Origin of the sequence: Bradyrhizobium sp. 40 (assembly GCF_023100925.1) — a bacterium.
Lineage (GTDB): Bacteria > Pseudomonadota > Alphaproteobacteria > Rhizobiales > Xanthobacteraceae > Bradyrhizobium.
This window is the reverse complement of sequence record NZ_CP064688.1, coordinates 2,424,363-2,451,005: the sequence shown is the minus strand read 5'-3', so window position 1 is coordinate 2,451,005 and position 26,643 is coordinate 2,424,363. Positions and strand designations below refer to the sequence as shown.

Below are 26,643 nucleotides of genomic sequence, written 5' to 3'. Positions count from 1 at the left end.
ATGTGACGGCGCGCAGGAGGAGCTAATGTGACGGCGCACATCTGGCGTTCTTGGCGTGATTTCCTCGCTGGGGTACGAAGGGCAGTGGTGAACCCCTCCGGCAGGCCTCAGAAAAACAGCGCCAAAATTTGAGAAACTCCGTATCGCTGCGACCCTGGCCGGGCGGTGAGGAACGAACCTCCGAACGCGGAATCAAAATCAGACAGGATCCTCAACCGGCTCAACGAACATTCTGAATTTTCGGCCAAAACCGACTCCATATTAATCAAGGGAGTACCCAGCAATTCAGAATGGCCCGACTGCACCTGGGGTGGAGGAAAGGTCTCCGCTGCTGAAAGTCTGCTCCATGACAATCGTCCTCCTGGAACGCGCAGATGCGGCACGGTGCGCCTTCGCTGATAGCGGTCAACTTCGTTAGTAGCGGTCAAGTTGGTTAGTAGGGAGAGCAAGACCGCGCGTTTGGGCGCAAATTGAATAAGCAAGGCCGCCAGTGTGAACCGGCCAGCTTTGATTTTTAACAGTGGTCAGGCACTTGCCGAACGCGGCCCGTCCAAGTGCTCGCTCAAGGCGGGATAAAGGTGGACCGAACCCGGCAAAGTGCGCCTGGGGGCAGATATTGACCACTGTTACCCTTCCGCTTCAAGATGAAGCTGAAGCCTACCAAGCCTGATCAGCCATTATGCAGGGATTGGTCGCGGATAGAGCCGTAAGATCCGGAAGATGAACTTGATCACGTCTGGACTTATCTCGGTCCTAGAGAGTGGAGTTACTGGAGTGAAAGTTTACACGCCGCTTTTTTGTTTGCTCTTATCGAGCTGTTCTTCAATCTGGGTAGAAGCCTCTGCGCCCCCGCCCCTGCCGTCCAGCCCTTTCAGCCGCCTAGTGAAGAGGCCATCCAAAAAGGCGTCGGCACCTCCGTGAAGGATCAGAAATTAGCGCAGCCGGTTGAAATCTCCGCCCCACGGACCACGGGCCAGGCCGATACTACGTTTGCTTACGGGAGATAGCCGTGCACGTCTAATATTTTCATCGCATGGCACGTTGCTGAGACTTCCAAGCTGCAGGAGTCGGTGTTCTGCGCGTCTACGGCCGCCCTTCGCGAGCCAGCGGACTAGAATCCTAAGCTGTCATATGAACAGTCCACACGGTCAACCAATTTCCTTAATTTCGAACAACCGAACGCAATCCAACTGTGTGGCATTCTGAGCCAAATATCTATTGGCCGCCGAGAGAAGATCGCTCACAGCTACATGGTCATGGCCGTCTACACTGGGGGTAAGCACCAAATAGGTCTCCAAGACTAATACCCTTTTGATGCCGTCCGCCGTCAGCTCCTTGGCTTCCCAAACTGCCCGAGCATTCGGATGATTGAAGGCCATAAGCGATATCCCTAGGTTTCAAACAATTCCATGAACTGGAAACGAGCCATCAGAAAGTGCCTGAGATCCCGCTCGACGGACGAACTATCTGGTGGTACGGGGGAGTCAAGTACGCGCTGTGCATTTTGCGGCCAGGCGGAACGCCTTTGCAACGGTTCCCTCCATCTAGAGCCACGTAGTCCGTTGACAACACTGTCTAATTTTCTTGCGCTCCTCTGGAGCCGAGGGTAAGGACGCACAGAGTGGATGCGCACACTGCAGTTTACAAAAAGGGCGACACTTCGGTAAAGCTATGAATGTCAAAGATGCCGGACAACGGATTGCTCTGATCACGGGTATTACCGGGCAGGACGGCGCCTACCTCGCCGAATACCTGCTTTCGCTCGGCTATGTCGTGCACGGGATCAAGCGGCGTTCGTCCTCGTTCAACACCGCGCGGGTCGATCATCTCTACCAGGACCCGCATGTCGGAAACGTGCCGTTCCTAATGCATTATGGCGACATGACGGATTCGACCAATCTGATCCGCCTAGTGCAGCAGATTCGGCCGACCGAGATCTACAATCTCGCCGCCCAGAGCCACGTCGCCGTCAGCTTCGAGAGCCCGGAATACACCGCCAACGCCGATGCCATCGGCGTGCTGCGCCTACTGGAGGCGATCCGCATCCTCGGTATGGAGAAGGAGGCGCGGTTCTACCAGGCCTCGACGTCGGAGCTTTACGGCCTCGTGCAGGAGATCCCGCAGAAGGAGACCACACCGTTCTATCCGCGCTCGCCTTACGGCGTCGCCAAGCTCTACGGTTACTGGATCACGGTGAACTACCGCGAAGCCTACGGCATGTTTGCCACTAACGGCATCCTGTTCAACCATGAGAGCCCGATCCGCGGCGAGACATTCGTCACCCGCAAGATCACCCGCGGCGTGGCGCGGATCGAGGTAGGGCTGGAGGAGACGCTCTATCTCGGCAATCTCGAGGCCAAGCGAGACTGGGGTCATGCCAAGGACTACGTCGAGGGCATGCACATGATCCTGCAGGCCGAAAAGCCCGATGATTTCGTGCTTGCCACCGGTGAGACGCGCTCGGTGCGCGAACTGATCGAGCTCTCCTTCGCGCATGTCGGCCGCAGCATCGAATGGCGCGGCGCCGGCGTGGACGAAATCGGTGTCGATGCCAAGAGCGGCAAGACTTTGGTGAAGATCGACCCGACTTATTTCCGGCCGACCGAGGTCGATCTGCTGATCGGCGATTCCAGCAAGGCGCGTCAGGTGCTGGGCTGGAAGCCGAAGCGGTCCTTTGCGCAACTCGTCGAAGAGATGATGGCAAGCGATCTAGCTGAGGCCAAGCGGGATGTCGCAAATGGCAAGCGTACCGTTTGAGCTGAGGGGCAAAAGCGTCTACGTCGCTGGCCATCGCGGCATGGTCGGCAGCGCGATCGTTCGCCGGCTGGCGCGGGAAGAAGTCAAGCTTGTCACCGTCGACCGCCGTGAAGTCGATCTCCGCAACCAGGCCCAAGTGTTCGACTGGTTCGCAAAGGTGCGACCGCGAGTGATCTTCATGGCTGCGGCCAAGGTTGGCGGTATCGTCGCCAACAACACGCTGCGCGCCGAGTTCATCTATGACAACATCGCGATCACGGCGAACGTGATCCAGGCGGCGCACCAAAACGGCGCCGAGAAGCTGATGTTTCTGGGATCGTCCTGCATCTATCCGAAGCTAGCGCCGCAGCCCTTGCGCGAGGACTCGATGCTGACAGGCCCGCTGGAGCCGACCAACGAGCCCTATGCGATCGCCAAGATCGCCGGCATCAAGATGGCGGAGGCCTATCGCAGTCAGTATGGCAGCGACTTCATCAGCGTAATGCCGACCAATCTCTACGGCCCGGGGGATAACTACCATCCCGAGCTGAGCCACGTCGTCGCCGCGCTTATCCGCCGCTTCCATGAGGCGAAGCTGGCGGGCGCCAAGAGCGTCGCCGTCTGGGGCACCGGCACGCCGCGGCGCGAGTTCCTCTATGTCGACGACATGGCGGATGCCTGCGTGCATCTGATGAAGACCTATTCCGGCGCGGATCTGGTCAACATCGGCACCGGCGAGGACATCACCATCGCCGAGTTCGCCCGCGTCGTCGCCAAAATCGTCGGCTATCGCGGCGGGATCAGTTTCGACACCTCGCGCCCCGACGGCACGCCGCGCAAGCTGCTCGACGTCAGCAGGCTCGACGAGCTCGGATGGCACACGACGACTTCGCTCGAGAATGGCTTGAAGCGCGTCTACGAGGCGTATCGGGCGGAAAGCCAGACAAACGGCCATAAGCCGCACGACTGACCGCCGAGGATCACGTTGCATATGACCACTTCCTCAAAACTGATCGTCGCGGCACAGTTCTATCCGCCTGACACGACCACAACGGCAGTCTATATCGGAAGGATCGCCGAGAGCCTCGCCAGGGATCGCCAGGTCGTCGTGATCTCGGCAACGCCGGGCTCGCGCGCGATCGGCCAAACCGGCAAGCCCGAGGTCGTTGAAATCAAGAACTGGAATCCTCGCAAGTCAGCGATCGTCCAGCGGGCGGCAGCGATATGTCTTCTTGCAACGCAGATGTTCTTCTCAGTCCTGCGGCGGGCAAGGTCGGGAGACATCGTGTTCTGCGTCACTACGCCGTTCACTCTGCCTTACACTGTGCTCCTCGCCGCCAGATTGCGCGGAGCAAAGACAATGCTTTTGATATACGATCTCTACCCGGAAGCGCTCGAGGCGGCCGGCATAGTCCACTCGAACTCGCTCGCGGTCCGCCTCATTCACTTTGCCAATATGCTCTTGTTCCGGCGCCTTGATGCGATCGTCGTGATCGGGCGCGACGTGCCGCCGCTGATCGAAAAATATCGCGGTGTCACCCCCGAGCAGCTTCGCTACATTCCGAACTGGGCGCTGCTCCCCATTGGCTATCGAGAGATAGACCCGGCCAGCCGCTTCCGTGCGCCGGATTCGTCCAGATTTATCGTCGGCCTCTCCGGAAATCTCGGCTTCACACACGATCCCGTCACGGTCTTCGAAGCGGCCCGCCTTTTGCAAGACCAGAAGGAGATTCATTTCATCCTGTCCGGATGGGGCGTTGGCTGGGCCACGCTCGACGACCTCTACGCCAAGGACCGACTCCAGAATGTCACGATCCTGAAACCCGTTCCCGAAGATGAACTCTTAGAATTTCTGTCTGCGGCCGATCTTTGGGTTATTCCTTATCGTCGGCACGTCGCTGGCGTATCGGTCCCTAGCCGCCTTTATAACATCCTGGCGATCGGGCGACCCGTCATCATCACCTCCGAAGCCAGTTCCGAAGGCGCGCTCGTGGTTGTAGAAGCGGCAATTGGATGGGTAGTTCCTCCCGAAACTCCAGCCGAGCTTGCGCGCACCATTCGCCGTGCGGCCGGCGACCGTCAGGCCACGAAGGACAAGGGCGTTCGTGCGGCCGGCATCGCCGAGAAATATCGCGAAGACATTGCACTTGCTCGCTATCGGCAGGCCTTGAACGAAGTCGACCAGGCCGCACGCCGTTGAGCGACCTCACGCCTGCAAAGTAGCTGATGCACTCGGAAGTCGCATCAGATCGATCGCTTGCCTGAGAACACTTCAGACCCGCAGAGAAAATAGACAACAACGACCAGACGGTATAGCTCTGCACAACCTGACAGTCCTAGCGGGGATACAACCGGTATGAGACCTATCATAGTGGCATTCGTAGTGACCGCGGCGTACCTTCCAATCGCGTTTCACCTTGATGCAACGTACAAACCATCAGGTGATGCCGACGTGCTACACAGACCTTTCACCAAGATTGGCCCCAACGCTTATTTATCTTACCATAAGATTGCGGGAGCAAAAGGAGACATCCCGAACGACCTACGCCGCGCGACGCTGGCATTGACTGAGAATGGTCTGGCGCTCGGGCCGCCGCACATCCCAGAAGCCGAAGTCTCTGCATTGGGCGGTGGCCGATATATTTTCCTTCAGACAGGCAACGATCCGCCGGTCCTTGTATTCTCAGCATCCGACAACTCCGACCCGAACACGAATGGGAGCGTCTATCGGGTGACTGATCCAGGCGCACGTGACCCGTACGAAGCGCAACGCCGGCGCTAGCCACGTACCGGCTGCATCCACCACGCCTCCCCATCACCAATCTCATCGCGCCGAGCGCCGCGACCCCGGTGCAAGGCGCCAGAAATGGAAAAGCATCCCAGGACTCGCAGCCTCCGCCGAGGTTCCGTCGGAAGCTACCCGCAACGGCGTTATAGTTGAGTAATGGCATCGTAATGGATATTGCTCTTGGACGGACCGGATCACATTGGCGGGGCTTCCTATCGAGCAAATCCTTGAGTGCTCTCATATGCGGCAATCGTGGTCCTTCAATCCATTGAGTGACACACGCCGATGGCGCGGATATCCCTAACCAGATTAGCGGACGCTTGCGGCGCGCTTGTCCCAAGCGATGGCTGCGCTTATTTGTTTAGGGCAATGACTGATCCCATGCGTTACTTTCCCTTGCTATGTCTTCTTCTGTCCGCCTGCTCGGTCTGGACAGACAGTTCAGTTGCGCCTCCTGCGGCTCCTCCGGAAAATCCAGTGACGGACCATGCGCTGCGGATAGGAGTAACACAAGCAGCCAATAGTGCGCATTTTACAGGTCCGCTCGAAGTGTCCACTGTGCGCAAGACTAATCACGGCCCAGGATCATCCATGGTCTGTATTAGAGAGGTGGCTTCATCCTCTGGTAAGCAGCAATCGCCATACGCCGTCTTCTTCGACGGCGATAAATACAAAGGCTCGAGACTCCCGGTCATAGTAGAGGAGTGCGAACGGCAGACGTATGTACCTGTTCAAAGGCTCAACGACCAGTCTTCTAATCCTGAGCCCTGCGTAGCAGGCTGTCTACCGGGAAAGACATTCTAGTTAACGGGTGAGCTTGGTTGGATTAGGAATGTCGCAAAATGCTTCTCTGCAGTTGCTGACATGAGAGGTCCTAGGATAGATACTCAGCTCACGAAGTGTCGAAAGGGACGAGCGCTACTCGATACGATTTACGACAAGCAAATATGGCCGCGATGTCTGCGCTCCTGGTGGGTCACGGGCTTAGGCCGGTACTTGACTCGCGCGCGATAGGGTAACTGCACTGTTAGGAGCTGACGTTTAATCCATTCTGGCTGACCGCGTGCTCATGGGATTTGCTCGAGAACGTTGGGACAATTGCTGATGGGCTTCAATCATCCGCACGCTAGGGTTGCTTGGGAAGCTAAAGAACTGACAGCTGGCGGCTAAAGAGAGTTTTGGTGGTGGAGACTCATTTGGTACTTAGTACCAATGCTGAGGGCCACAATGCTGTGGCTGTGAACGATCTTCTCTCGGCTGCCGAAGAATATTTGGCAAAGAATGACGTGCGGTTGGGTTGCCTTCGGCTTTTCGAAGTCAAAGAAATCGGTTGATGCACCATGAACGAAGTGTGCGCCACTCTGCGGGGGTGATTGACTAGTTTGCACGTGTGCGGCCGCAGATGACCTTTCGCGCTGCGGAATCGTTGATCCAGCCGCCCCGATCCGCCGCTCCCAGCTAACGTGGATGTGAGGCGCGGCGAGCGTCGCGATCTGGGCAGCGGCGCCGCGAAGCGGGTTCCTCATTTCGATGATTGGCTGATGGTTACCTAGTAAGCGCTGTTCAGCGCTCTACCAGATGGCGGAGTGTTCTGTGAGTCTGCGGTCTCTTCGGACCGTTAGCTTAGAATGGACACAATGCATAACGCTGTTACCGAGCCGGTGCGGCGGGTTGAGGTCTTCACCGAGACCCGCCGTCAGCGAAATTGGAGCGACGAGATAAGGAGATAAGGCGCGCATCTTCGCGGAGATCGTCGCGAACGGCGACTTGGTGTGTTCCGAGGCCCAACGGTATGGATTGTCGCTGCAGCATTTGGTTGGCTAGCGCCGCCCTTGCGAGAAGCAGCAAGCCATCATTCCGAAGCGGACAAAGTCCGGCATTTTTCTAAGAACCTAGTGAGGAAACGCCTCAAGGACATCGCCGAATCGGAATAGCCAGCCGTACTCGAAACCCTGCTGACTATCGACGAACACTGCCTTATCCTTTATCCTGCCGAGGATGGTATTCAAGCACCACTGCCTGTTGCTCATGTTCTTGCTAATGATCTGAAAGTCGACGGACCGCTCCTCCATTTCCTGCAATCGCTTCTTCAGATCATCCATCGACTGGCATTTCGCAAAATCAGCTTCCAGCCAGATCAGTCCCGGTGCGCGATAGAACGGCGCCCAGTAATCGAACGCGACCGTCACAGGCTTGGTCGTAACGTTCTGTTCGACGTACCGGCTCATTGGGTAAGCGGTCTCACCCCAGCCAAGCCACGTCCACCAGATGTAGCGATTCATGTCTAGCGCAGCGGCATTGTCCAGCGCCCGGTCCCGCACCACGTTCTTGTATCGCAAATATGACGGCGCTGCCGACAGTGCGACCAGCACCATCAGAGCGGCGACAGTTGTCTGTACCGCAGCGGTGGTCGCGGTGTTGATGTTCTCGAACCATACCAACATTGGATAGACGCCGAAAATCGTCAGTAGCAGGCTTACCAAAACGAGGTATTTCGGCTCGAACGGCAGGTCCGCGAAGCTAAACGCGCTCAGCATCGCGACCGGGAAGAACAAAACCAGGATTAGCGGTATCATGTGAAGATCAAGCACGGACCGATTTCTTCGCGCCAAAAACAGGAACAATGGCGCGGCGGCGACGATCATCACCAGGGTGATCTCTGGCAAAGTATAGAAGATGACTCGCGCCATGCTCCAGAATTCCTTGAGATGCTGAAGCATGGCGCTGTGATCCATCGTCGTGATGGCGCTGTAGGCAATCGGCCTGGCCACGTAGATCGATTGCGCGCGAAGCGCTTCAACATCGATGTCGTTGCCGACGATTGTCGGATCAAACAGAACATTCTGCTGGAACAATATTGCCGACACGCCAAGTGCCACGACAGTCAGCGAAATGATTAAAAAGAATATCGTGGCGACTTGCGCCGGCATCTTGGACGGCACTAGCGCCGGCCATCGCTTACGGATTGCCGGCAGCCCCAGGTAAATCAGCAACAGGGCCACGAACGGCAGCAGCGCGATGGACGGCTTGATATTGACGAAATATAGCGGCACGCTGGCGAAGATTGAGCGCATCTGGAGCGGATTGAGCCAGATCTTTGGCACCAGCAACACGCACGTTCCTAAAACGGTCAGGCCGAAGATCACCAAAAATCGTCCCGCCGCGGCCGCCGCCTCGCGCGGCGCCGGCACCAAGAGCGGTATCAACATCAGCTCGAGCCAGCAAATCAGGATCGTGATCGAGAGCGAGGTGTCTTTCTCCAGATAGGCGAGGCCGCAAAATATCGCGATCACGGCCACGCCATTGCGCCCAAATGCGCGATATCCGACGTAGTGAAGGATGGCGATGGCGGCAAATAACGTAGACAGAATGTCGTATTTGAGAACCTTTGCGATGCCCTTGAGCATCGGAAAGTTCATGACGACGAGCAGCGTGAACAGAAAAGCGTTTGAGCTCCAGGTGGACGCGCCGGCCAACCTCACGACGAGCGAGGCCAGATAAGCCATCAAGACCAGTGCAACGACGACCTGGAAAAACGCAAACGGCAAGATTGGCGTGTAGTGAATGTCCCAGACGATCAGATCGTTGAGCTGATACAAACGGCTCAGGATCGAGTTCAGCCACTCTCCTGGGTAGGCAATCAGAAGATTGGAGATAAGAGATCCATCGCTCAACTGAATGGATCTCACGTCGGCGAGAAATGCACCGAGCCGCTTCAAAGTCGAGGTCTGATCTGCAGTTGGGTATTGGGAGAGGCCCCAAAAATAGGTGGCAATCGACACCAGCGTCGCGGCGAGGAGCCCCACCGTGGCAAGTATTCGCAAAACATCGTTCGATTTTGTTTTAGGCGACACTGAATTTGTTGATGACAATGATGCTAAACCTTAGAGGTGCCGAAAATTCCTGACGCGCAAACTACCGCATGCGCGGCCGCCGGTTAGTTTCCGCCGGAACGCTAAAGTCGGGATGTGTATCGGGAGCGGATCTCCTTCCAGAACTCCACGTACTTTTCTGCCATGCGAGTCCACGACAACGATTGGACCTGCTGCAGCCCCCATTGCCGCAGCTCGGCGTAGCGCTCGCGGTCATTTAGAAGCAGCGAGATACGATCGGCGAGTTCCGAGGGCGAGTCAGGATCGACTAACGATAGTTCGTGGGTAAAGAATTCCGTCGAATCAAGCGTACGACCGGTAATTGCCGGCGTTCCGCAGGCCATGGCCTCGACCGCACTCAGGCCGAATCCATACCTGGAGGGAAACAAGAACAGATCCAACTCAGAATAGAACTGCCTTATGTTCTCCTCGGGCACGAAGCCGACAAATTCATATCGATCCGGCGGAATGTTCTTGCGCGCAAGATCCTTCATCTCCTCCAGTTCATTGCCGCCGCTTGCGATTGCGAGGAACGCATCCGGATTCTGCCTGGCAATGTCGCCAAAGGCGAGGATCGCGGCATCGAGACCCTTCGCCCGCTTGGCTTCGCCCAAAAACCCGATGCGGAATTTGCGCTTAGGAATCGCGGCATCACACCAGAATCTACTGTGGTCGATGCCAAGCGGGATAACGCCGATACGATCCGCCGGCACGCCGAACATGTCGACCACCTGTTTGGCCGTCGATGGAAACGGCACGATCAGTCCGTCGCTATGCCGGCACGCGAATTCGATGCAGCGGCGCTTGATGGAGTATTTCAGGAAATTGTCGTAACCCCGCGCCAGAAAGGGAATGAGATCGTAAACCCCGGTGACGACCGGGCGCTTGCGCGCCAGAATTGTGAAGATCGACGACACCGAATAGACGCCGAACCAGACGTCGTGCTGGACGCCGCGCAAATCCCACAGGAAATTCGGCGCCTGCTTAAGCACCGCGGCTTCGGTGAGGAGCATGCCGCGATCGTGGAAGACGTAAGGCTGCTCAATGGCATCAAGGCCTGTGACCAACTCCGCAATCACCCGTTCTAGGCCGCGTCCGGTGTCGCGTCCCATAGACAACGGAAATGCGCTGATGCCGACCTGGTTCAACGAAGCCGATAACGGCGACACGTCGCGGGTGATTGATTGTGTGCCGGGTGCAATCATAAGGCGTCCGTCGACGCACGCCCGGAACGCACTTCGCTCAGCTTGCTCGGGGCATCCGTCACCTTCATAATCGCGCCGTTCTTGACGATCTCGCGAACCGAATAATAGCGCTCGGCGGATATCGCATAGTAGATCTTGATCAGGATGTCGGTCAGGATTCCCAGCGACACGAACAGCAGCCCCGCGATGAAGCTGAAGACAGTCAGCAGCGGCTCCAGCGTGCTCGACAACTTCCTGTCGGTGACGAACAGCCAGACCGTGCGCAAGCCGAAAATCGCCGCGATGAGGAAGAACAGAACCCCGATGCCGCCGAGCAGATGGATCGGCCTGACCGAATAGCTGCGCCAGAACCAGAGCAGCACGATATCGGCGAGGCCCTTGATGGTCCGGACCGCGTTATATTTCGACGTCCCGCTCCGGCGCGGCCTGTGATTGACGGGCAACTCTCCGACGGAGAACCCCCGCATTTCAAGTAGCGCCGGGATGAACCGGTGCATTTCACCGTACAGATGGACGTTGTCGAAGCACTCACGCCGGTAGACCTTCAACGAACAACCGCTGTCGTGAATAGTGTCGTTGAGGAACACCTTGCGCAGCAGGTTTGCGCCGCGCGAGACGAAGCGCTTGCCAAACGTATCTTGCCGTTGGACGCGCCAGCCCGAGACAACGTCCAGATTGTTGGCCTCCAGATGCGCAATCAAACTGGGAATGTCGGCGGGGTCGTTCTGCCCGTCGCCATCCATGGTGATCACGTATTCGTACTGGGCGGCGTGGCAGCCAGCGTCGAAGGCGGCGGTCTGCCCAAAATTACGCCGGAAGCGGAAAACCGTGACGTTCGCCATCGATCCCGCAACGCGCGCGCTGTTGTCGGTCGAGCCGTCGTCGACCACAATGATCTCGCGCACCCAGCCGCGCGCATCGCAGACGCCGTTGATCTCATCGATGAGCGCAGCGAGGTTGTTCTCCTCATTCAAGACCGCGATGACGACGCTCAACCGTGGCTCGATGGACACCTCAACATTGCTCGTCATCTTTGTCCCTCAGAACGGTAGTCGAGATCGAAAGCATCTGGTTTGGCGAACCAGGATACCTGGCAGATCCATTTTCGCTTTTTGCAAAAGAATGAAAGCCGAGGCATCGCGGTGACCGAAGGCCGTCTGCGCCTCCCGGGCTGTCAAGAACATTTCCCCTTGCGGGGACGCCCCCAAGGGACTTGGCCTATCCTAATCTGACCACAGAGGGAAGTACCGCGCGGGGGCTCCGAATAGCGACTCAGCCGTCCGTGGCCGGAACGCATCACCTAGTGGCCCTAGGCTCGCGTCTCAGGCAAATTTGCCTAGTTTTAGCCTGCCGCCCATCGTCCTGAAGGCGCCTATAGCCAGGGCTATTTTGATTTGCTAGAGGATCGCTCGTATTACTGCGGTTTCCGTTTGGGGCTGGTTCAGGTCAGGCTGCAATAAGCCCTGTTGGTGCGAGAATACACGGGTTATTGCGAAATCGGCGGCAATCGCTCCAGCAACCCATCACGGGCCGCGAAGGATCCGGGCTAGTACTGGTCTGATGACGGAAGCGCTTAGCAATTGGCTTCAGCATTTTGGTAGTTTGACGCCGGTTTCCGCGGCGGCACTTTGCCTGGTATTTCTATTGACCGCCTTCATAGTCTTTCCTCGCACCGTGCTGATCATTGTGGCGGGCGTGGCGTTCGGGATGGCAGCTGCTCCAATCATTCTGCTGAGCGGGACCGTCGGCGGGATCCTTGCGTTCTGTTCGTCGCGATACATCGCTGCAAACTGGTTCCGTCGAAAGCTGGAGACGAGGCCGACGCTCAAGGTTGTCGCGCAGGCCGTGGACGAAGAGGGCTGGCGCATCATCGCTCTTTCGCGCCTCGGGGCACCCGTTCCCAGCGCATTGCAGAATTATCTGTTCGGACTGACAAAGATCGACATCGTCAGTTATTCGATCGCGACCTTTGTCTTCAGCGCCCCGCAGGTATTCCTGTTTTCCTTTCTTGGCGCGACCGGCAGGGCCTCCCTGCTCAATGATGGGTCCTCAGGCGTACCGCTTGGGTTTCCGCTGGTGGCGCTGTTGCTTACCGCCACGATCATCGCCCTCATTACGCGCCGCGTAAGAACGCTGCTGGTGCGGCTCGAACGCTGATCGGATTGAAGCTCGATGCGCGCCCTCAAGCCGCGGCGGAACATCTCAAAGGCCCGGATCATTGATGCGAAGGTTGTTATCGATCCTGAAATTCGTGATCATCCCGGTCGCCATAGGGCTCGTCGTCTGGCTCAGCGATGTCAGGGAAATTTATGCGGTTGTGGCTCGCTCGGGCTTTGCCTGCGACGCAGCGGCCTTCGTGCTATCCATGCTTGCCGTCGGCTTGAATGCGGTCAAATGGCAGCTTGTTATCCCTGCGCTGAGGGTGGTGGACCTTTTCAAGGCCGCCCTTATCGGTCAGTTCTACAGCTTTTTCTTTCTCGGACAGGCTAGCGGAGAAGCCGCCAAGATTTACCTGATTTCCCGCGGTTCGGGTAACGTCAGCGGTGCGGCGGTCTCGGTCCTCACCGATCGGCTGACATCCTTCATCGGGATGCTGTCTGTCTCGGTGATCGGCTTTGGGATGTCCTCCAGTCACTACCCACCGAGACTTCAGCACATTGCGCTGGCGAGCCTGGTCTTGCTGATCGGGACCTTGATTGCGCTGCGTCACGACGCTGTCTTCCGTTGGGCCGAACGCGTTGTGACGTGGACCGAAGGTTCGACGAACGGCTATTCGGTCGCACTCGCCAGGGAATTGCGGAACGCTATTCGGCAATGGCATGTGGCGGTCAGTCAGTGGTGGCGGGTGGTGATGGGCGTATCGATCGGGGCGCTGGTGCACATCGTCAACGTTCTGACATTCATTGTTCTGGCGGTCGGTATCGGCATCAAAATCGACTTCGCCGATTGGTGCTGGATCGCCGGACTGGTAAGCATTGCGGGGCTCATTCCGATCACAGTCGGCCAAGTAACTGCGGGAGGTGCGCTGGTGGCACTGCTTCGTCTGCAAGATGTTTCAATGGTCGATGCACTGGCGCTTGCGACCCTTGTCGTGGCCGTCACTTGCCTGCTTGCGGTCATCGGAAGTATTCTCGAATGGCATCGCTTACACGCTCGGGACGCGGTGCCTGCGCCATCTGCCACGGACGGAATATCGAGTCCATCATGATCTCGCGCCTAAGACCGACTGTCGACCTTCCAGCTGCGACGATTTGACGATGCAGGCACGCGACCAAACATCGCATCCGGCCGTCGATATTGTCGGAGAAGCCAACAATCGTCTCGCCCGCTGGATGCTGCTGGCTTGTCTGCTGTTTGCAATTGGCCAGCTCGTATTCAATGCCCTTACGCTCGACACCTGGATGGACGAGGGCAAGTACCTGATGAAGGGCTACTGGTACCTTACCGGTCAGATCGCACCCTATTCTGCGCTGGATCCGACTTGGTACATGCCGCTGCCATTCTACTCCGTCGGTTCGATGGAGCGCTTGTTCGGCACCGGTTATCTTCCCGGCCGCGCTCTGATGCTCCTGTTCGCAATCGGATGCTTGGTGCTAGTTTACCTGGCCGGCGCGCGGATCGGCCGTACTCGCCTTGCCGGTGTTGGCGCGGCCATCCTCGTCGTGGGGTATCCCGTAACCCTGACCTATTTTGCTACCGCTACGCCCTATGCGATGGTGAGTTGTCTGTCGCTGGCGATGATCCATATTCTGCTCGCTGCAAACGCACGACGGATCGCCTATGCGGTTGCCGGCGTTATTCTTTGGGCGTTGTTGTTCGCTCGGCCCGACATGCTGCCGTTTGCCATGATCCCGACCGGCTGGAGCCTCCTGATCGAACCCAGGCGCAAGCTGCAGTGCTTCACGATCGGCTTTCTGACGTTCCTCGCCGCATCCATGGCAACACTCTGGATATTCGGAAGTGGTTTGGTGGATGTCGTTCTGGACACGCCGGGGTTGGCGCAGATTGCAATGGCGCTGGGGGTGCCGGCGGCCCCAACCTCCAACCTCCTGCCGCTTACGGTGTCACCGCTGGACCCCGTGGTTCGGCTCCGTGAAATCCCTGTCTATTTCAACTCATATTTTTTTCGGCCGTATTTTGTTGTGTCCGTGATCACGCTGGCGATGATCGGGCTGCGGATTTATTCAGCCAGGCGCTCGAGTGAGGACCGTCGCCTGAAACCGATCGACCTGATCCTCGCTTATTTTTGGATCACCGCCATCCTGCATTACATGCTGTCGCTGTCTTACTGCGTCGACTGCATTATTCCCTACACGAACTACTTTCTGCCAGTTGGCGCGCTCGCCGCGGCGGCCTTGATTGGGGAGATATCCAGGCTTGGGCGCAATCGCCACCTAGTCTATGTCGCGCTCGGCGGCCTCTGCATCGCAGCCGCAGTGATGCAGGTCTTTCCTTCCTTCCCCACTCTGTTGCGCCCGCAAACTGAAAAACTGCGGACAGCGGCGACGGAGATTTCGCGCCAGTTGCGGCCGTGCCTCCCTCCAACAGGCCGCGTTTTCGTCCTGAGCGATCGGGTCGAGGTCGCACAAGCGGTTTGGCTGGCCGGCGGCGTGATCGAGCCACGATCCTTGTACCTGCCCACGGTCTTACGCGAGCCCAAGACCGGATTGACGAACGACCAGCGCGACAGGGTCAACGCGGTGATCTGGGAAGCCGGCTTCTGGAGCGAGGCCAGCATGCGGCTAGCGCTGGCCCGGGACTACCAGACGCTGCTGATCGAGCGCCGCAAGAACTATGGCGACACGCTTGTCGGGACAGTGCGCGACGGCATTCCGTTCGGCGACGTGGTGGCTAAGCATTTCGCGCTCACGGCCAGCTTCGCGGTCGGAGAGCGGACGTTCGAGGTCTACCGTAAGCACGAGTAAGTCGAGTCTGTCGACGAGCAGAGATCCGGTCGCTTTCCTAAATGGCCTGCTCGGCAAAAGCATCAGACCGCGACCGCGACCATCACTGCAGCCCATTTACGGCAACTCGCGGGCGCATTGATGTCCGGGAAACCGGTCAGCGCCAGCAGCTTGAATCCGCTGATCCGAAGCATCAGTTCGAGCTCCAGCGGAAAAAAATACCGAACCTGATGGGTCTCTTCTGCTTGTTCAAGGACCGTGTCATCTTGCGAGCGCGTGACCTTGACCGTGATTTCGCAGCGCTGGCTGTCAGGCAGATGCAGGCCTGAAGACGACCTGACGACGACCGCGTCGCCAGACTCGAACCTTCGGGTGTTCTCACCCGGCGGATCCACGACCACGGCTGGCCCGTACCAGAAATCTGCGATCAGCAATCCGTCCTGCCGCAGATTTTTCCGCGCCGCGCCGAGCGCGCCCAGCGCATCGTCATTGCTGGTCATATAACCGATGACATTGAAATTCATCAGGGCCGCATCGAACGGTGATTTGCCCGAGAAATTCCTGATATCGCCGGAAAAAAATTTCGGGTTGGCGCCAAGTTTCATGTGCGATGCGCGATCGCGCGCGCGCGCCACCATCGGTTCGGATTGATCGACGCCGGTGACGTCGAAACCATGGCCTGCGAAGATCACGGCATGCTTGCCGGTTCCGCAGCCAAGATCGAGCAATTTTCTGATCTCGCCGCGCCTGAATTTCGCGATTAAGTTCTCCACCGCCTCGCATTCGGCGGCGTAGTTCTTTTCGGCGTAGACAGTGTCATAGGTCGCCGCATACGAGTCGTTGAAGACGCCTGTCACGAAAGAACCTCACGAACCGCGGCACTGACGCGATCGATCTGCGCCTCGGTCAAGCCAAGTCCAGAGGGAACATACAGGCCGCGGCGCGCCAGCCGCTCCGTCACCGGATAGCTGCTGCTTCCGGCAAAAAGGCCTCGTTCGCGCAGGACCGGTTGCTCGTGCATGCCGAGGAAAAGCGGCCGCGTGTCGATCCCCTTTGCACGCAGGCGCTTCGCGAACTCGACGGCGTCAAAGCCAACGTCATCGGCGAGGATCAGGCAATACATCCAGTAGACGTTCTTTGCCCATTCCCGCTCGATCGGCAACTTGATCTGCGCCAGATCGGACAGCCGTTCATAATACGCGACGGCCATCTTTCGCTTGCGCCGGATATGATCTTCGACGCGGTCGACCTGAGCCACGCCGATCGCAGCCTGCAGATTGGTCAGGCGATAATTGTGACCGATTTCGGTGTGATAGAACCGTCGCTCCGGGCGGAAGCAAAGGTTGCGCAGGGAGCGCAGCCGGCCGGCATAGTGGTCGCTGCTGGTAACGACCATCCCGCCTTCGCCTGTGGTCACGATCTTATTGGCGTAGAAGCTGTAGCAGGCCATGTCGCCGAAACTGCCGACACGACGGCCCTCGACTTCCGCACCGTGAGCCTCCGCGGCGTCCTCGATGATGCGCAGATCGTGCTTGGCGGCAAGCTTCATGACGCGACGCATGTCGACGGGATGCCCGAACATGTGCACCGGCATGATCGCGCGCGTCCGCGGCGTGATCGCGGCTTCAACCTGATCGAGATCCATGCACCAGGTTTCGGGATCGCAATCCACCAGCACCGGCACGCAATCGGCTTCCAGGATCGCGATAGCGCAGGAGATGATGGTGTAGGAGGGCATGACGACCTCGGAGCCGGGCTCGAGACTCAATGCCTTCATGGCGACCTGAAGGGCTGTGGTGCCATTGCTGACCGCCACACCGTGCGCGGCGCCACAAAACTGCGAAAATTTCCGCTCGAACTCCTGGATGAAACGCCCTTCCGAAGAAACCCATCCGGTTTCGATGCACTCGTTGACGAGGGGAGCCGTGTTGTCTCCGATCAGGGGCTCGGAGACTGGAATGAACGGGGCCGCTTCCATTACGACCTCGGTGCGATCAGGGGGATGTCGAGACGAAAGGTGTCCTTCTCGTATTCCTCGCCGCCGCGCGGGCCGCGCGTCAGCACCAGAAAGGTTGTGTCTTCCAGCGCCTCAAAAGCGTGCCGCTCGTGGGGAACGCTGAGGATGAGATCGTTAGGCCCCATGATCGCCTCGACTGGCGCCTGGTCCGGCATTTGCGAAACGGTGCGAAGCTTCCCCGACAGCACGTACAGCCACTGCCACGTCTCCTTGTGATAGTGGTTGGCGCGAACCGCGTCCTTCCGGCTGTGAATGATGGTCGCATACTCGATGGGCTCCCGCTGCAGCACGTCGATGATTTCCCCGCGCGTATCCGCAAAGGAAATCGGAAGCTTTTTTAAATTCATCTCATGACTCCCTGCTGCCGACGGCAAGTTGAGTTGCCTGGCAGGAACTAGTTGGAAAGATGTCAGCCGACGATCCTGGGCGTCGGAATCGGGATGATGAACTTGCCGCCCCGATCTGAAAACTCCTTCAGATTGTTCATGATTTCTTCGGCAAAATTCCAGGCCAGCAGAAGCGCATAATCAGGCTGGTGCTTCAGTAACATATCGTCCGAAACGACTTCAATGCTCATCCCCGGCGTGTAACGGCCGAGCTTCAGCCTCGACTTCTCGGTGACGAAGTCGAGGAAATCGCCGCCCAGTCCGCAATAATTCAGCAGAGTCATTCCCTTTGCCGGCGCACTCACGGCGACGATCTTGCTCCCGCTTTGCTTGAGGCCGGTCAGCATCGCCCGAAGCGCCAGGCGGTTGTTGGCGACGCCCTGCGCGAACTTCCGCAAGGTATCCAGCTCGTAGATTTTCTCGCGTTCTTCGTTGGCCAGCATCTGTTCGACGATCGGAGCGACCGGGCTGGACGAGACGCCGATCCTGCGTACGAACAGGCGGATCGAACCGCCATGGATGTCGCGCAGTTGCACGTCGAATATCTCCATGCCGAACTGCTTGAAGAACCGCACCAGCGGCTTCACCGACAGATAGGACAGGTGCTCGTGATAGATGGTGTCGTACTCGAGGCTGTGCAGCAGTTCGAGGAAATAAGGAGCCTCGATGATGAAGGTGCCGCGCTCGGCGAGCAGGATAGAGACGGCCTGCATCAAATCATGCAGATCGCCGACATGAGCGAAGACATTGGTTCCGGTAATGACCGAGGCCTGCCCCTTGCTGGCAACGACCTTCTTGGCGCTTTCGCTGTTGAAGAACGCGGCGACAGTCTCGATGCCGTTCTTGTTGGCGATCTCCGCGATGTTGGCGGCCGGGTCGACGCCGAGCACCTTAGTGCCCTCCCCCTTGAACATCTGCAGGAGCACGCCGACGTTGCTGCCGATATCGACGACCAGATCATCCTTGGTTAGCCCGAGCAGGCGCGTCGTGGTGCGAGCAAACTCCCCCCAATGCCGGCGGCCGGCCGAGGTGGTTGAGGATTCATAGGGATAGTCGTCGCAGTAGAGAATCTCGGGCGGCACGACATAGTTGAGCTGGATCAGCCCGCAGTCTTCGCAGACCGCGACCTGCAGTGGGTACGCATCCCGGTGCTCGCTCAGCTGGTGTTTGTGCAGGAACTGGTCGGCCGGCGGCATCTCTCCCAAGTCGAGAAAGAGCGCGAGACGCTCGCTCGCGCACATGCGGCAATTCTTTACAAACATAGGTCGGCCCATCATTCAGGGGTTGAAGGCAGTCGCCAGTTCCGCGACTCCAGCCGGGGGGACTGGGCTCTAAGAACACACTTCCTCCGTAAAATCGAGAGGGTTGGAGGGCCTGGATTGGCCCAAACTCTAGCCTCGCGGATCGCCCAAATAATGCCGTAGGATGCCAATTCCGGTTCAGCTGACCTCCACCGCTCTCAATTGGCGCTGACAACCGCTTAGTGCGGCCTCCGCATTCGGTTCCGGTCTACTCCCTAGGACAACGATCCGATGGATCAAGTGGCGTATCACTAGAACATTTCAAGAACATAAAATCTCTAAGACGCGAACTAAATTCTCACCAGTTGGTATTTAAACACCGTAATCAGGCGCTCACGCAATGGTCCTAGTTTTGAGACACGCAACCCCCAATATCCTCGCACTAACGCCGGAAACCATGACTGGTGAGAGAAAAGCCAGTTGGGTTAAAGGCAGCGTCGGCCCGCCGTCCGAGGTTCGCGGTCGAGCTTCGCGAGATGAACCACTGCCCGTGAGTGGGCCTCAGCATCCGCATTGATGCGCTATTGGATTGCCGGGGAACTATCAACTTTCCGCCGACGAGATCGCGAGTCGTCGATGACGCGATGATCTCAACTCGACTCCGGCAGGCACGCGCTGACGGTTGCCCGGTGAGGATCACTCTCGGCAGATGCGCGCAATGGACGAGCGCGACGTCCTCGCTAACAGCGCCGACTATCGCTGCGGCCACGACGCGGTCCTGAGCGCAGATGGATCGTCTGACGACTGCGGCTATCGGATCTTGAGCCGCGCTTCACCTGCCCGGCTTGCGGCACCTTAACGTTGCAACGCGCCCCTTCTGCTAAGGCACCAGAGCTCCTTGCAAGCCGGTGTCGCTTTGAGGTATCGATCTAGATCGCACGACCGTATTGGAGAAGCGCAATGTCTAATTCCGCTCGAGCGCTCTACGAGCGTGCCCGTGCCGTTATGCCCGGCGGCACCCAGTTGCTATCGAAGCGTCCGGAGATGTTCCTTCCCGGTCAATGGCCGACCTATTTCAAATCGGCCAAGGGCGCCGAGGTCACAGACCTCGACGGCAAGACCTATCTCGACATGAGCTATTGCGGCATTGGCGCCACCATTCTGGGATTCGCCGATCCCGACGTCGACGCCGCCGTGAAGTCGGCAATCGACATGGGCTCGATGTCGACCTTGAATTGCGCCGAGGATATCGAGCTGGCGGAGCTCCTGGTCGAGCTGCATCCCTGGGCCGACATGGTGCGCTTCGGGCGCGCCGGCGGCGAGGCCATGGCGATTGCGGTTCGCATCGCGCGCGCCGCGACCGGCCGCGACATGGTGGCGTTCTGCGGTTATCACGGCTGGCACGACTGGTATCTTAGCGCCAATCTTGGCGAGACGACAGCGCTCGACGGCCATCTGCTGCCGGGCCTCGATACCAAGGGTGTGCCGCGTAGTCTCGCCGGCCTGATGCATCCATTCCATTTCAACAAGCTCGACGAGATCCAGGCGATCGTCGCCGCCCATGGCGAACGGCTAGCCGCTATCGTGATGGAGCCGGTGCGCTCCAGTGAGCCCGAACCGGCCTTCATCAAGGGTATCCGCGCGCTCGCCGACCGCTGCGGCGCTGCACTGATCTTCGACGAGGTGACTTCAGGCTTCCGCATCAATTCCGGCGGTGCGCATCTCGCCTATGACGTCGATCCTGACATGGCCGTGTTTGCCAAGGCCATCGCCAACGGCTTCCCGATGGCCGCGATCATCGGCCGCGCCTCGGTGATGGACGCTGCGCAGGAAACCTTCGTCAGCTCGACGGCATGGACCGAGCGCGTCGGCCCGGTCGCGGCGCTCGCCACCTTGCGCAAGCATCGCGAGCAAAACGTCGCGCGGCATCTGATGCGGATCGGCACGCGCATCCAGAAGGGCTGGACCGAGGCGTCACAGGCCACCGGCCTGCCGCTGCATGTCTTCGGCATCTCGCCGCTCGGCCATTTCGCCTTCGATTTGCCCGACGCGCAGGAGGTGCGCACGCTGTTCACGCAGATGATGCTGGACCGCGGCATCCTCGCCACCGGCTCGTTCTACGCGATGTGGTCGCACACCGACGCCCATATCGACCGTTACCTGGAAACGGTGGGCGAGGTATTCCGCGAGCTGCGCACGGCGGTGGATCAGCAGGCCGTCAGGCAACTGCTGCGCGGCCCCGTCGCTCACTCCGGGTTCAAGCGTCTGACCTGATCAGCTCGTCACCCCGAAGATATCGCGCACCACGTTGCGCGACGTCGGCGAGCGCGCTGCCTTCGGATAAATACCATGCAAGACGCTGTCGGCGGCAAGCGTGCCGCCGTCGATTACGATCGCGCCCGTCGAGACGAAAGAGTTCTGGCCCACTTCGGTCTTGCCGATGACGCGACTGCCGCCATACATCACGATGCCGCGCCCGAACGAGGGATAGTCAATGTCGAGGTTCGCGCCCACCGTGCAATTGTGGTAGCAGATGAAGTAATCCGAGTAGGTGGCGCGACCGAGCACGGTGCCCACCGGATGCTGGACCGCAAACACGTCGGGAAGTTCGACCTCGTAGAACGCGTCAAGCGCGTGCAGCGCCTTGTTCAAGGCGTAGGCCTTGTCCGCGATGGGGTGGCCGGGCCGTTCGCGAAAGGCCGAATTGGCGAGATAGTAAAGGAAGATCGCGTACTGGTCGGAGTGGCAGTGCGAGAATCGCGCCTCGCCGTTCGCAAAGAATCCCTTCAGCCGCACCCGCGAAAAGCAATGATCGATCCGGCCGAGCGCAAGCTCAACGAATTTCGGGAGATCGCCGAGGTGTGCGCCATCAGGAAACAAGTTCTCGAACTGCTTTCGCACATAGTGGACAAGATCGGTACGGGCCAGCGAAAGCTGCATCGTCCTAATTCCTGCTCGAGAAGCTGGCGCGCACGTCCAGACCGCGCGAGAACAGATGACTGCGCAGCTTGATCGGGCTGTGGTCAGTAAAGAGGAACATCGAGGAGATCGCTACCGCCGACGCTCCGGCCTCGAGCGCGTCGATCGCATGCTGGAGCGAACCGCAGCCGCCTGAGACGATCAGCGGCACGCTCAGGACGCTTGCCGCCTTGTGGATCAGTTCGAGGTCGTAACCGCTCATGGTGCCGTCGCGATCGATCGAGCCGAGGAGCACCTCGCCACAATGCAGGTCCTCGCAGCGCTGCGCCCATTCGAGCGGATCGAGCGCGGCATGCTCGCGGCCGCCGTCGATGAATACGCTGGCGTGATTGGGACTGATCCTCTTGTAGTCGATCGACACCGTCATGCACTGGTCGCCGAAGGTGCGTGCAGCCTCGCGTAGAAATTCCGGGCGCCGCACCGCCTCCGAATTCACCGAGACCTTGTCGGCGCCGGCACGGAGCAGCATGTTGACGTCGTCGAGTGTCTTGACCCCGCCGCCGACCGTGAAGGGCATGAAGATCTCTTCCGACATCCGCTCGATGATGTCGACGACGCGGCCGCGCGAGGCCGCGCTCGGCACGATGTCGAGCACAATCAACTCGTCGACCCCGTAGTCGTTATAGACCTTCGCCGTCGTCACCGGATTGCCAGCAACGCGCTCGTTCTCGAAGAAGCGGACATATTTGACGAGCCTGCCGTCGCGCAGCAGAAATTTCGGGATGAGGCGCTTCTTCAGCATCGCAAAGGCTTCAGGGATTCCAGCGCAGGAAATTGCTCATCAGCTCGATCCCGGTGTCCTGGCTCTTCTCGGGATGGAACTGCGTGGCGGCGATATTGTCCCGCGCGATGACCGCGGTCACCGGTTGGCCGTATTGGGCGAAGCCGACCACGTCGCCCGCATCCCTGCAACGCATCGCGAAGGAGTGCACGAAATAGAACGCCAGATTGCTCTCGCGGATGTTGGCGAGGATCGGATGGTCACGCTCCTTCGCCACCATGTTCCAGCCCATATGCGGGATCTTCAAAGCGGGATCGTTCGGCAACAGCCGCCAGACGTCGGCATCGAACCAGCCGAGCCCACGATGCGCCACGCCGTCGTCGGCATGTTCCTCCGACGTGTTGGCGAGCAGCTGCATCCCGAGGCACACCGCAAGGAAAGGCTTGCCCTTCTCGCGGACCTGGCGCTCCAGCATCTCGTCGATGCCACGGGCGCGGATGTTGCTCATCGCGTCGCCGAACGCGCCGACGCCGGGGAGGATGACGTGGGAAGCATCCGCGATCGCGTCGGCGTCATGGGTCACGACCGGATCGAAGCCGCAATATTCGACGGCGTTCTTCACCGAGCGTACATTGTTGATGCCGTAATCGACGATCGCTACGCCTGACATCGCCTGCTCCCCCGGGCGCGGTCTCCGCGCCTCCCATCAACCTTTGCCTATCCCTTGCCGCCGCCGATCTCGACGCCGGGATGGTTCGGCCACGGCACCTGCGTGTTGTTCCACTTGTCCATGTCCGGCATGCGGCGACCCGGCTCGACCGTATTCGGCGAGAACTGCCACGGGCTGACCTCGTGCTTGATTGCTATCCCCAGGAACTGCTCCTCCGTGAGCTGGAGATAGTCGAGGAACAGATCGAGGCTCGGCGGCCGCTTGCCGTCGAACTCGCGCACCAGCGCTTCCCCCTGCTCGCGGGTCATGCGCTTATTGCGGATGTCGATATTGGCGAGATGGTTGGTCCGGCCCATGCCGCGCTTGATGTACTTCAGGTAGTCGCGCACGCCCTGGAAGAAGCACTCGATCTTCTCGTAATCGTACTCCGGCGGAATGCCCTCGACCTCCTGGCCTTTCCAGCCGAGCTCGCGCTTGATGATTTCGACGTGCTTCTTGGTGTCCCACTTGATGTAGCTGCCGAGACAGATCGAGCGGCACTTGATCCGCATCAACTCCTTGCGCGGCGGGTAGACGAAGGGATAGAGGTCGCGCTTGGCGACGCGGCCCCCCAAAAACTCGTACATGTCGTCGGCGGTGATGCCGAGATTCATCGCGCGGTTGAAGCGCTTCTCGTCGACCTCTTCCATTTCGTCGTAGGAATAGAACGACTGGTATTCGGCCAGACTCTCGCCCCAGAACAGCAACGGCGTCTCGTAGCGGATCGCGATCTGCATGGTGTGCGCATAGATGCCGGTATGACAGTGCCAGCAGAAGTCGCCACGGCGCTTCAGCGATTCCAGCATCAGCTCACGCACGACATGCCAGTTCGGCGTGAAGTTCAGCACGTCGACGCCAAGCTGCTTGAACACGCTGGTGTTGTTCTCTTCGATCAGCGGACGGTAGAACCAGTGGTCGAAGCGCACCACCAACGGCTTGAGACCGAGCTTCTTGACGACGTACCAGAGCTGGAAGACGCTGTCCTTGCCTCCCGAATAGGGCACGATGCAGTCGTACAGACCCTTGTCACGGTATTGCGCAACCAGTTCCATCATCTGGGCGTGGCGCTCGTCCCAATTGATCTGGGTGTCACGGACCTCGATCTGGGCGCAGACGCTGCACGAACCGGTCTCGTCGAACGATGTTGCCTCTGCCGTTTCCGGCAGTAAGCACTTACTACAGCTCAACATTTCGGAAATTCCTGCAATTGCATGATTTGCTGCTGGCTTACCACGCCGTCCACCCCCCGTCGACCGCAATGCACTGGCCCGTGACGTAGGCTGCCAGGTCGCTCGCAAGGTAGGCCACAGCGCCCTTCATATCGTCCTCGCGTGCCATGCGGGCAAGCGGCGTCCGGGCCACATAGCGGCTCAAAAACGGCTCCGGCGTGGCCCTGAAGACCCCCCCGGGCGCGACCGCATTGACCCGCACTTTTGGCGCCATCGTGGTCGCCAGCCAGCGCGTCATCTGGATCTGCCCCCCCTTGCTCGCGGCATAGGCGGCCGGGTTCCCGAGCGCCGTTCCTTCGTAGAGCCGCCAGTCGGGCCCGGCGAGGCCGTAGATCGAGGAAATATTGATCACACTGCCATGGCCCGATTTGGCGAGGTCCTCCGCCGCGGCCTGGATCAGCACGAAGGGCGCGGTGAGGTTGACCTCGATCGCCCGGCGCCAGGTCGCATCCGATTGCTGTTCGAACGGCACCGCCCAACCCTCGAGCCCGCTGGTGCCGACGAAGGCTGCGCAATTGACGATGATGTCGATGCCCCCGAAGACCTCGCGCACCCGGCGCGGCAGATCCTTTACGGCGTCGCCCTGCTCGAAATCACAATCGAACATCGTAGCCTTGACGGAGTAATCGGCGGCGAGCTTCGCCGCGGCCTCGATGCCCGCGGACGCCGCGATATCGACCAGCGCGATGGCGGCGCCGAGTTCGGCGAGACCTGCCGCGATCGCGCGACCGATGTGGCCGGCGCCGCCGGTGACAACAGCGATGCGGCCGTTAAGCGACATCATCTCGCGGAGCGAGCGTTCGGTGCTCATCCAAATATCCTCTGGAATTCGTCGGACGCACGCTGCAGATCGTCGAGGCGGCCGACATCGATCCAGTACTCGCGCAGCGGAAACACGACCGAAGGCTTGTCCTTCGCGATGGTGCGCTCGATCAGCGTCGGCATGTCGACGGCCTCGTTGGCATCGAGATGATCCAGCACGCCGGGGTCGAGCAGATAGACGCCGGCATTGACGAAGAATTTCTGCGTCGGCTTTTCGCGGATGCCGAGCAGCCGATGGTCGTCGAAATCGATCACGCCGAACGGCACGGTCACCGAATGCTCCCGCACACAGACCGTGGAGAAAGCCTGGTGCTCGCGATGGTATTTCAGCATCTGCTCGAAATTCACCGTCGTCAGCAGATCGCCATTCATCACGAAGAATGGCTGCGTCGGCCGCTCCGGCAGCAGCGACAAGGCTCCGGCAGTGCCGAGCCGCTCGCTTTCCTGGAGATAGTCGATCTCCACGCCCCAGGCCGAACCGTCGCCGAAATAGTCGCGGATCATATCGGCTTTGTAGTTGACCGAGATGAAGAACTTGCCAAAGCCGGCCTTCACGAAACCGCCGAGCACGGTCTCCAGGATCGGCTTGTCGCCGACGCGGATCAGCGGTTTGGGAATGTCGTCCGTGAGTGGTTTCAGCCGCGAACCGAGGCCGCCGGCCATCAGCACGACCCAATGATCGGATTGTTGCGCGAGCGCAAGGTCGTCGATCAGCTTGACCTCGACCACCCGTCCCTCCGCATCGACCAGCGGAAGCTGATGGATGGAATGCTTTCGCATGACATTGAGCGCCGCGGGATTCGAGATGCCGACGGAGGCCGTGACCGGCGAACGGTTCATCACGAGGCTGACGGCAGCATCAAGGCTGACGCCGCCCAGCAGCGCACGCCGTACGTCGCCGTCCGTGACGGTACCGACGATCCTGCCGTCGCGCTCGACGACGGCGAGTTGCAGCGTGCCCTGATCGATCCGCCGCAGCGTCTCGATCAATGGCGTACCTTCACCGACGACGAATGCACCCTTCATGACAAACT

At 59.3% G+C, this 26,643-nt stretch carries 21 protein-coding genes; 7 read left to right on the top strand and 14 right to left on the bottom strand.

Going from position 1 to position 26,643, the window contains the following annotated elements; all coding sequences use genetic code 11:
- Positions 1–1,148: 1,148 nt before the first annotated feature.
- Positions 1,149–1,379 carry a hypothetical protein gene (locus tag IVB40_RS11685; RefSeq protein WP_247290240.1) on the bottom strand — a complete coding sequence of 77 codons (231 nt, stop codon included), beginning with the start codon at positions 1,377–1,379 and terminating at the stop codon, positions 1,149–1,151.
- A 292-nt stretch (positions 1,380–1,671) separates the two neighbouring features.
- Between IVB40_RS11685 and gmd the strand changes: the two genes are divergently transcribed.
- Genes gmd through IVB40_RS11670 form a run of 3 tightly spaced genes read left to right on the top strand, consistent with a single transcriptional unit; the run spans position 1,672 to position 4,936 of the window.
- Positions 1,672–2,757, top strand: coding sequence for a GDP-mannose 4,6-dehydratase (gene gmd / locus IVB40_RS11680; protein WP_247290242.1), 1,086 nt, complete (start codon positions 1,672–1,674; stop codon positions 2,755–2,757).
- Positions 2,738–3,706 (top strand): GDP-L-fucose synthase, encoded by a 969-nt coding sequence (locus IVB40_RS11675; protein WP_275993263.1) that lies wholly within the window; start codon positions 2,738–2,740, stop codon positions 3,704–3,706. The genes gmd and IVB40_RS11675 overlap by 20 nt, the downstream gene beginning before the upstream one ends.
- Before the next feature lie 21 nt (positions 3,707–3,727).
- Entirely contained in the window at positions 3,728–4,936 is a 1,209-nt protein-coding gene (locus IVB40_RS11670) for a glycosyltransferase family 4 protein (protein WP_247290243.1), read from the top strand.
- Positions 4,937–7,416: 2,480 nt separating this feature from the next.
- Here IVB40_RS11670 and IVB40_RS11665 read toward each other — a convergent pair.
- The 3 genes from IVB40_RS11665 to IVB40_RS11655 form a co-directional block, all read right to left on the bottom strand.
- Positions 7,417–9,396, bottom strand: coding sequence for a hypothetical protein (locus IVB40_RS11665; RefSeq protein WP_247818912.1), 1,980 nt, complete (start codon positions 9,394–9,396; stop codon positions 7,417–7,419).
- 83 nt (positions 9,397–9,479) lie between these two features.
- Positions 9,480–10,601, bottom strand: coding sequence for a glycosyltransferase family 4 protein (locus IVB40_RS11660; protein ID WP_247290250.1), 1,122 nt, complete (start codon positions 10,599–10,601; stop codon positions 9,480–9,482).
- Positions 10,598–11,632 carry a glycosyltransferase family 2 protein gene (locus IVB40_RS11655; RefSeq protein WP_247290253.1) on the bottom strand — a complete coding sequence of 345 codons (1,035 nt, stop codon included), beginning with the start codon at positions 11,630–11,632 and terminating at the stop codon, positions 10,598–10,600. The genes IVB40_RS11660 and IVB40_RS11655 overlap by 4 nt, the downstream gene beginning before the upstream one ends.
- Before the next feature lie 529 nt (positions 11,633–12,161).
- Here IVB40_RS11655 and IVB40_RS11650 point away from each other — a divergent pair.
- From IVB40_RS11650 to IVB40_RS11640, 3 genes are all read left to right on the top strand, one after another.
- Complete coding sequence (locus IVB40_RS11650) at positions 12,162–12,758, top strand: VTT domain-containing protein (RefSeq protein ID WP_247290255.1); 597 nt, start codon at positions 12,162–12,164, stop codon at positions 12,756–12,758.
- A 73-nt stretch (positions 12,759–12,831) separates the two neighbouring features.
- The gene (locus IVB40_RS11645) at positions 12,832–13,809 is read left to right on the top strand and encodes a lysylphosphatidylglycerol synthase transmembrane domain-containing protein (protein WP_247818911.1); all 978 of its coding nucleotides are present in this window, start codon (positions 12,832–12,834) and stop codon (positions 13,807–13,809) included.
- A 49-nt stretch (positions 13,810–13,858) separates the two neighbouring features.
- Positions 13,859–15,526: a hypothetical protein gene (locus tag IVB40_RS11640; RefSeq protein WP_247290257.1), complete on the top strand. Its 1,668-nt coding sequence runs from the start codon at positions 13,859–13,861 to the stop codon at positions 15,524–15,526.
- 62 nt (positions 15,527–15,588) lie between these two features.
- On the opposite strand, the gene IVB40_RS11635 is transcribed toward IVB40_RS11640, so the two are convergent.
- The 4 genes from IVB40_RS11635 to IVB40_RS11620 all read right to left on the bottom strand — a co-directional run bounded on the left by IVB40_RS11635 (position 15,589) and on the right by IVB40_RS11620 (position 19,149).
- Positions 15,589–16,362: a class I SAM-dependent methyltransferase gene (locus IVB40_RS11635; protein WP_247818910.1), complete on the bottom strand. Its 774-nt coding sequence runs from the start codon at positions 16,360–16,362 to the stop codon at positions 15,589–15,591.
- Positions 16,359–17,483 carry a DegT/DnrJ/EryC1/StrS family aminotransferase gene (locus tag IVB40_RS11630; protein WP_247290259.1) on the bottom strand — a complete coding sequence of 375 codons (1,125 nt, stop codon included), beginning with the start codon at positions 17,481–17,483 and terminating at the stop codon, positions 16,359–16,361. The genes IVB40_RS11635 and IVB40_RS11630 overlap by 4 nt, the downstream gene beginning before the upstream one ends.
- On the bottom strand, positions 17,483–17,869 hold the full coding sequence (locus tag IVB40_RS11625) for a cupin domain-containing protein (RefSeq protein WP_247290261.1): 387 nt from the start codon (positions 17,867–17,869) through the stop codon (positions 17,483–17,485). The genes IVB40_RS11630 and IVB40_RS11625 overlap by 1 nt, the downstream gene beginning before the upstream one ends.
- A 62-nt stretch (positions 17,870–17,931) precedes the next feature.
- Positions 17,932–19,149: a class I SAM-dependent methyltransferase gene (locus IVB40_RS11620; RefSeq protein WP_247290263.1), complete on the bottom strand. Its 1,218-nt coding sequence runs from the start codon at positions 19,147–19,149 to the stop codon at positions 17,932–17,934.
- A 960-nt stretch (positions 19,150–20,109) separates the two neighbouring features.
- Here IVB40_RS11620 and IVB40_RS11615 point away from each other — a divergent pair.
- Positions 20,110–21,423, top strand: coding sequence for an aminotransferase class III-fold pyridoxal phosphate-dependent enzyme (locus IVB40_RS11615; protein WP_247290265.1), 1,314 nt, complete (start codon positions 20,110–20,112; stop codon positions 21,421–21,423).
- On the opposite strand, the gene IVB40_RS11610 is transcribed toward IVB40_RS11615, so the two are convergent.
- Genes IVB40_RS11610 through IVB40_RS11585 form a run of 6 tightly spaced genes read right to left on the bottom strand, consistent with a single transcriptional unit; the run spans position 21,424 to position 26,635 of the window.
- A complete protein-coding gene (locus IVB40_RS11610) occupies positions 21,424–22,089 on the bottom strand; it encodes a hypothetical protein (RefSeq protein ID WP_247290274.1) in 666 nt (221 codons plus the stop codon). It lies immediately after the preceding gene.
- A 4-nt stretch (positions 22,090–22,093) separates the two neighbouring features.
- Entirely contained in the window at positions 22,094–22,870 is a 777-nt protein-coding gene (locus tag IVB40_RS11605; protein WP_247290276.1) for an imidazole glycerol phosphate synthase cyclase subunit, read from the bottom strand.
- A 10-nt stretch (positions 22,871–22,880) separates the two neighbouring features.
- Positions 22,881–23,519 carry an imidazole glycerol phosphate synthase subunit HisH gene (gene hisH / locus IVB40_RS11600; RefSeq protein ID WP_247290278.1) on the bottom strand — a complete coding sequence of 213 codons (639 nt, stop codon included), beginning with the start codon at positions 23,517–23,519 and terminating at the stop codon, positions 22,881–22,883.
- 47 nt (positions 23,520–23,566) lie between these two features.
- Complete coding sequence (locus IVB40_RS11595; protein WP_247290280.1) at positions 23,567–24,748, bottom strand: N-acetyl sugar amidotransferase; 1,182 nt, start codon at positions 24,746–24,748, stop codon at positions 23,567–23,569.
- 37 nt (positions 24,749–24,785) lie between these two features.
- Positions 24,786–25,598 carry an SDR family oxidoreductase gene (locus tag IVB40_RS11590; protein WP_247290281.1) on the bottom strand — a complete coding sequence of 271 codons (813 nt, stop codon included), beginning with the start codon at positions 25,596–25,598 and terminating at the stop codon, positions 24,786–24,788.
- Positions 25,595–26,635 carry a nucleotidyltransferase family protein gene (locus IVB40_RS11585; protein WP_247290283.1) on the bottom strand — a complete coding sequence of 347 codons (1,041 nt, stop codon included), beginning with the start codon at positions 26,633–26,635 and terminating at the stop codon, positions 25,595–25,597. Before IVB40_RS11585 ends, IVB40_RS11590 begins: the two co-directional genes overlap by 4 nt.
- Positions 26,636–26,643: the final 8 nt, after the last annotated feature.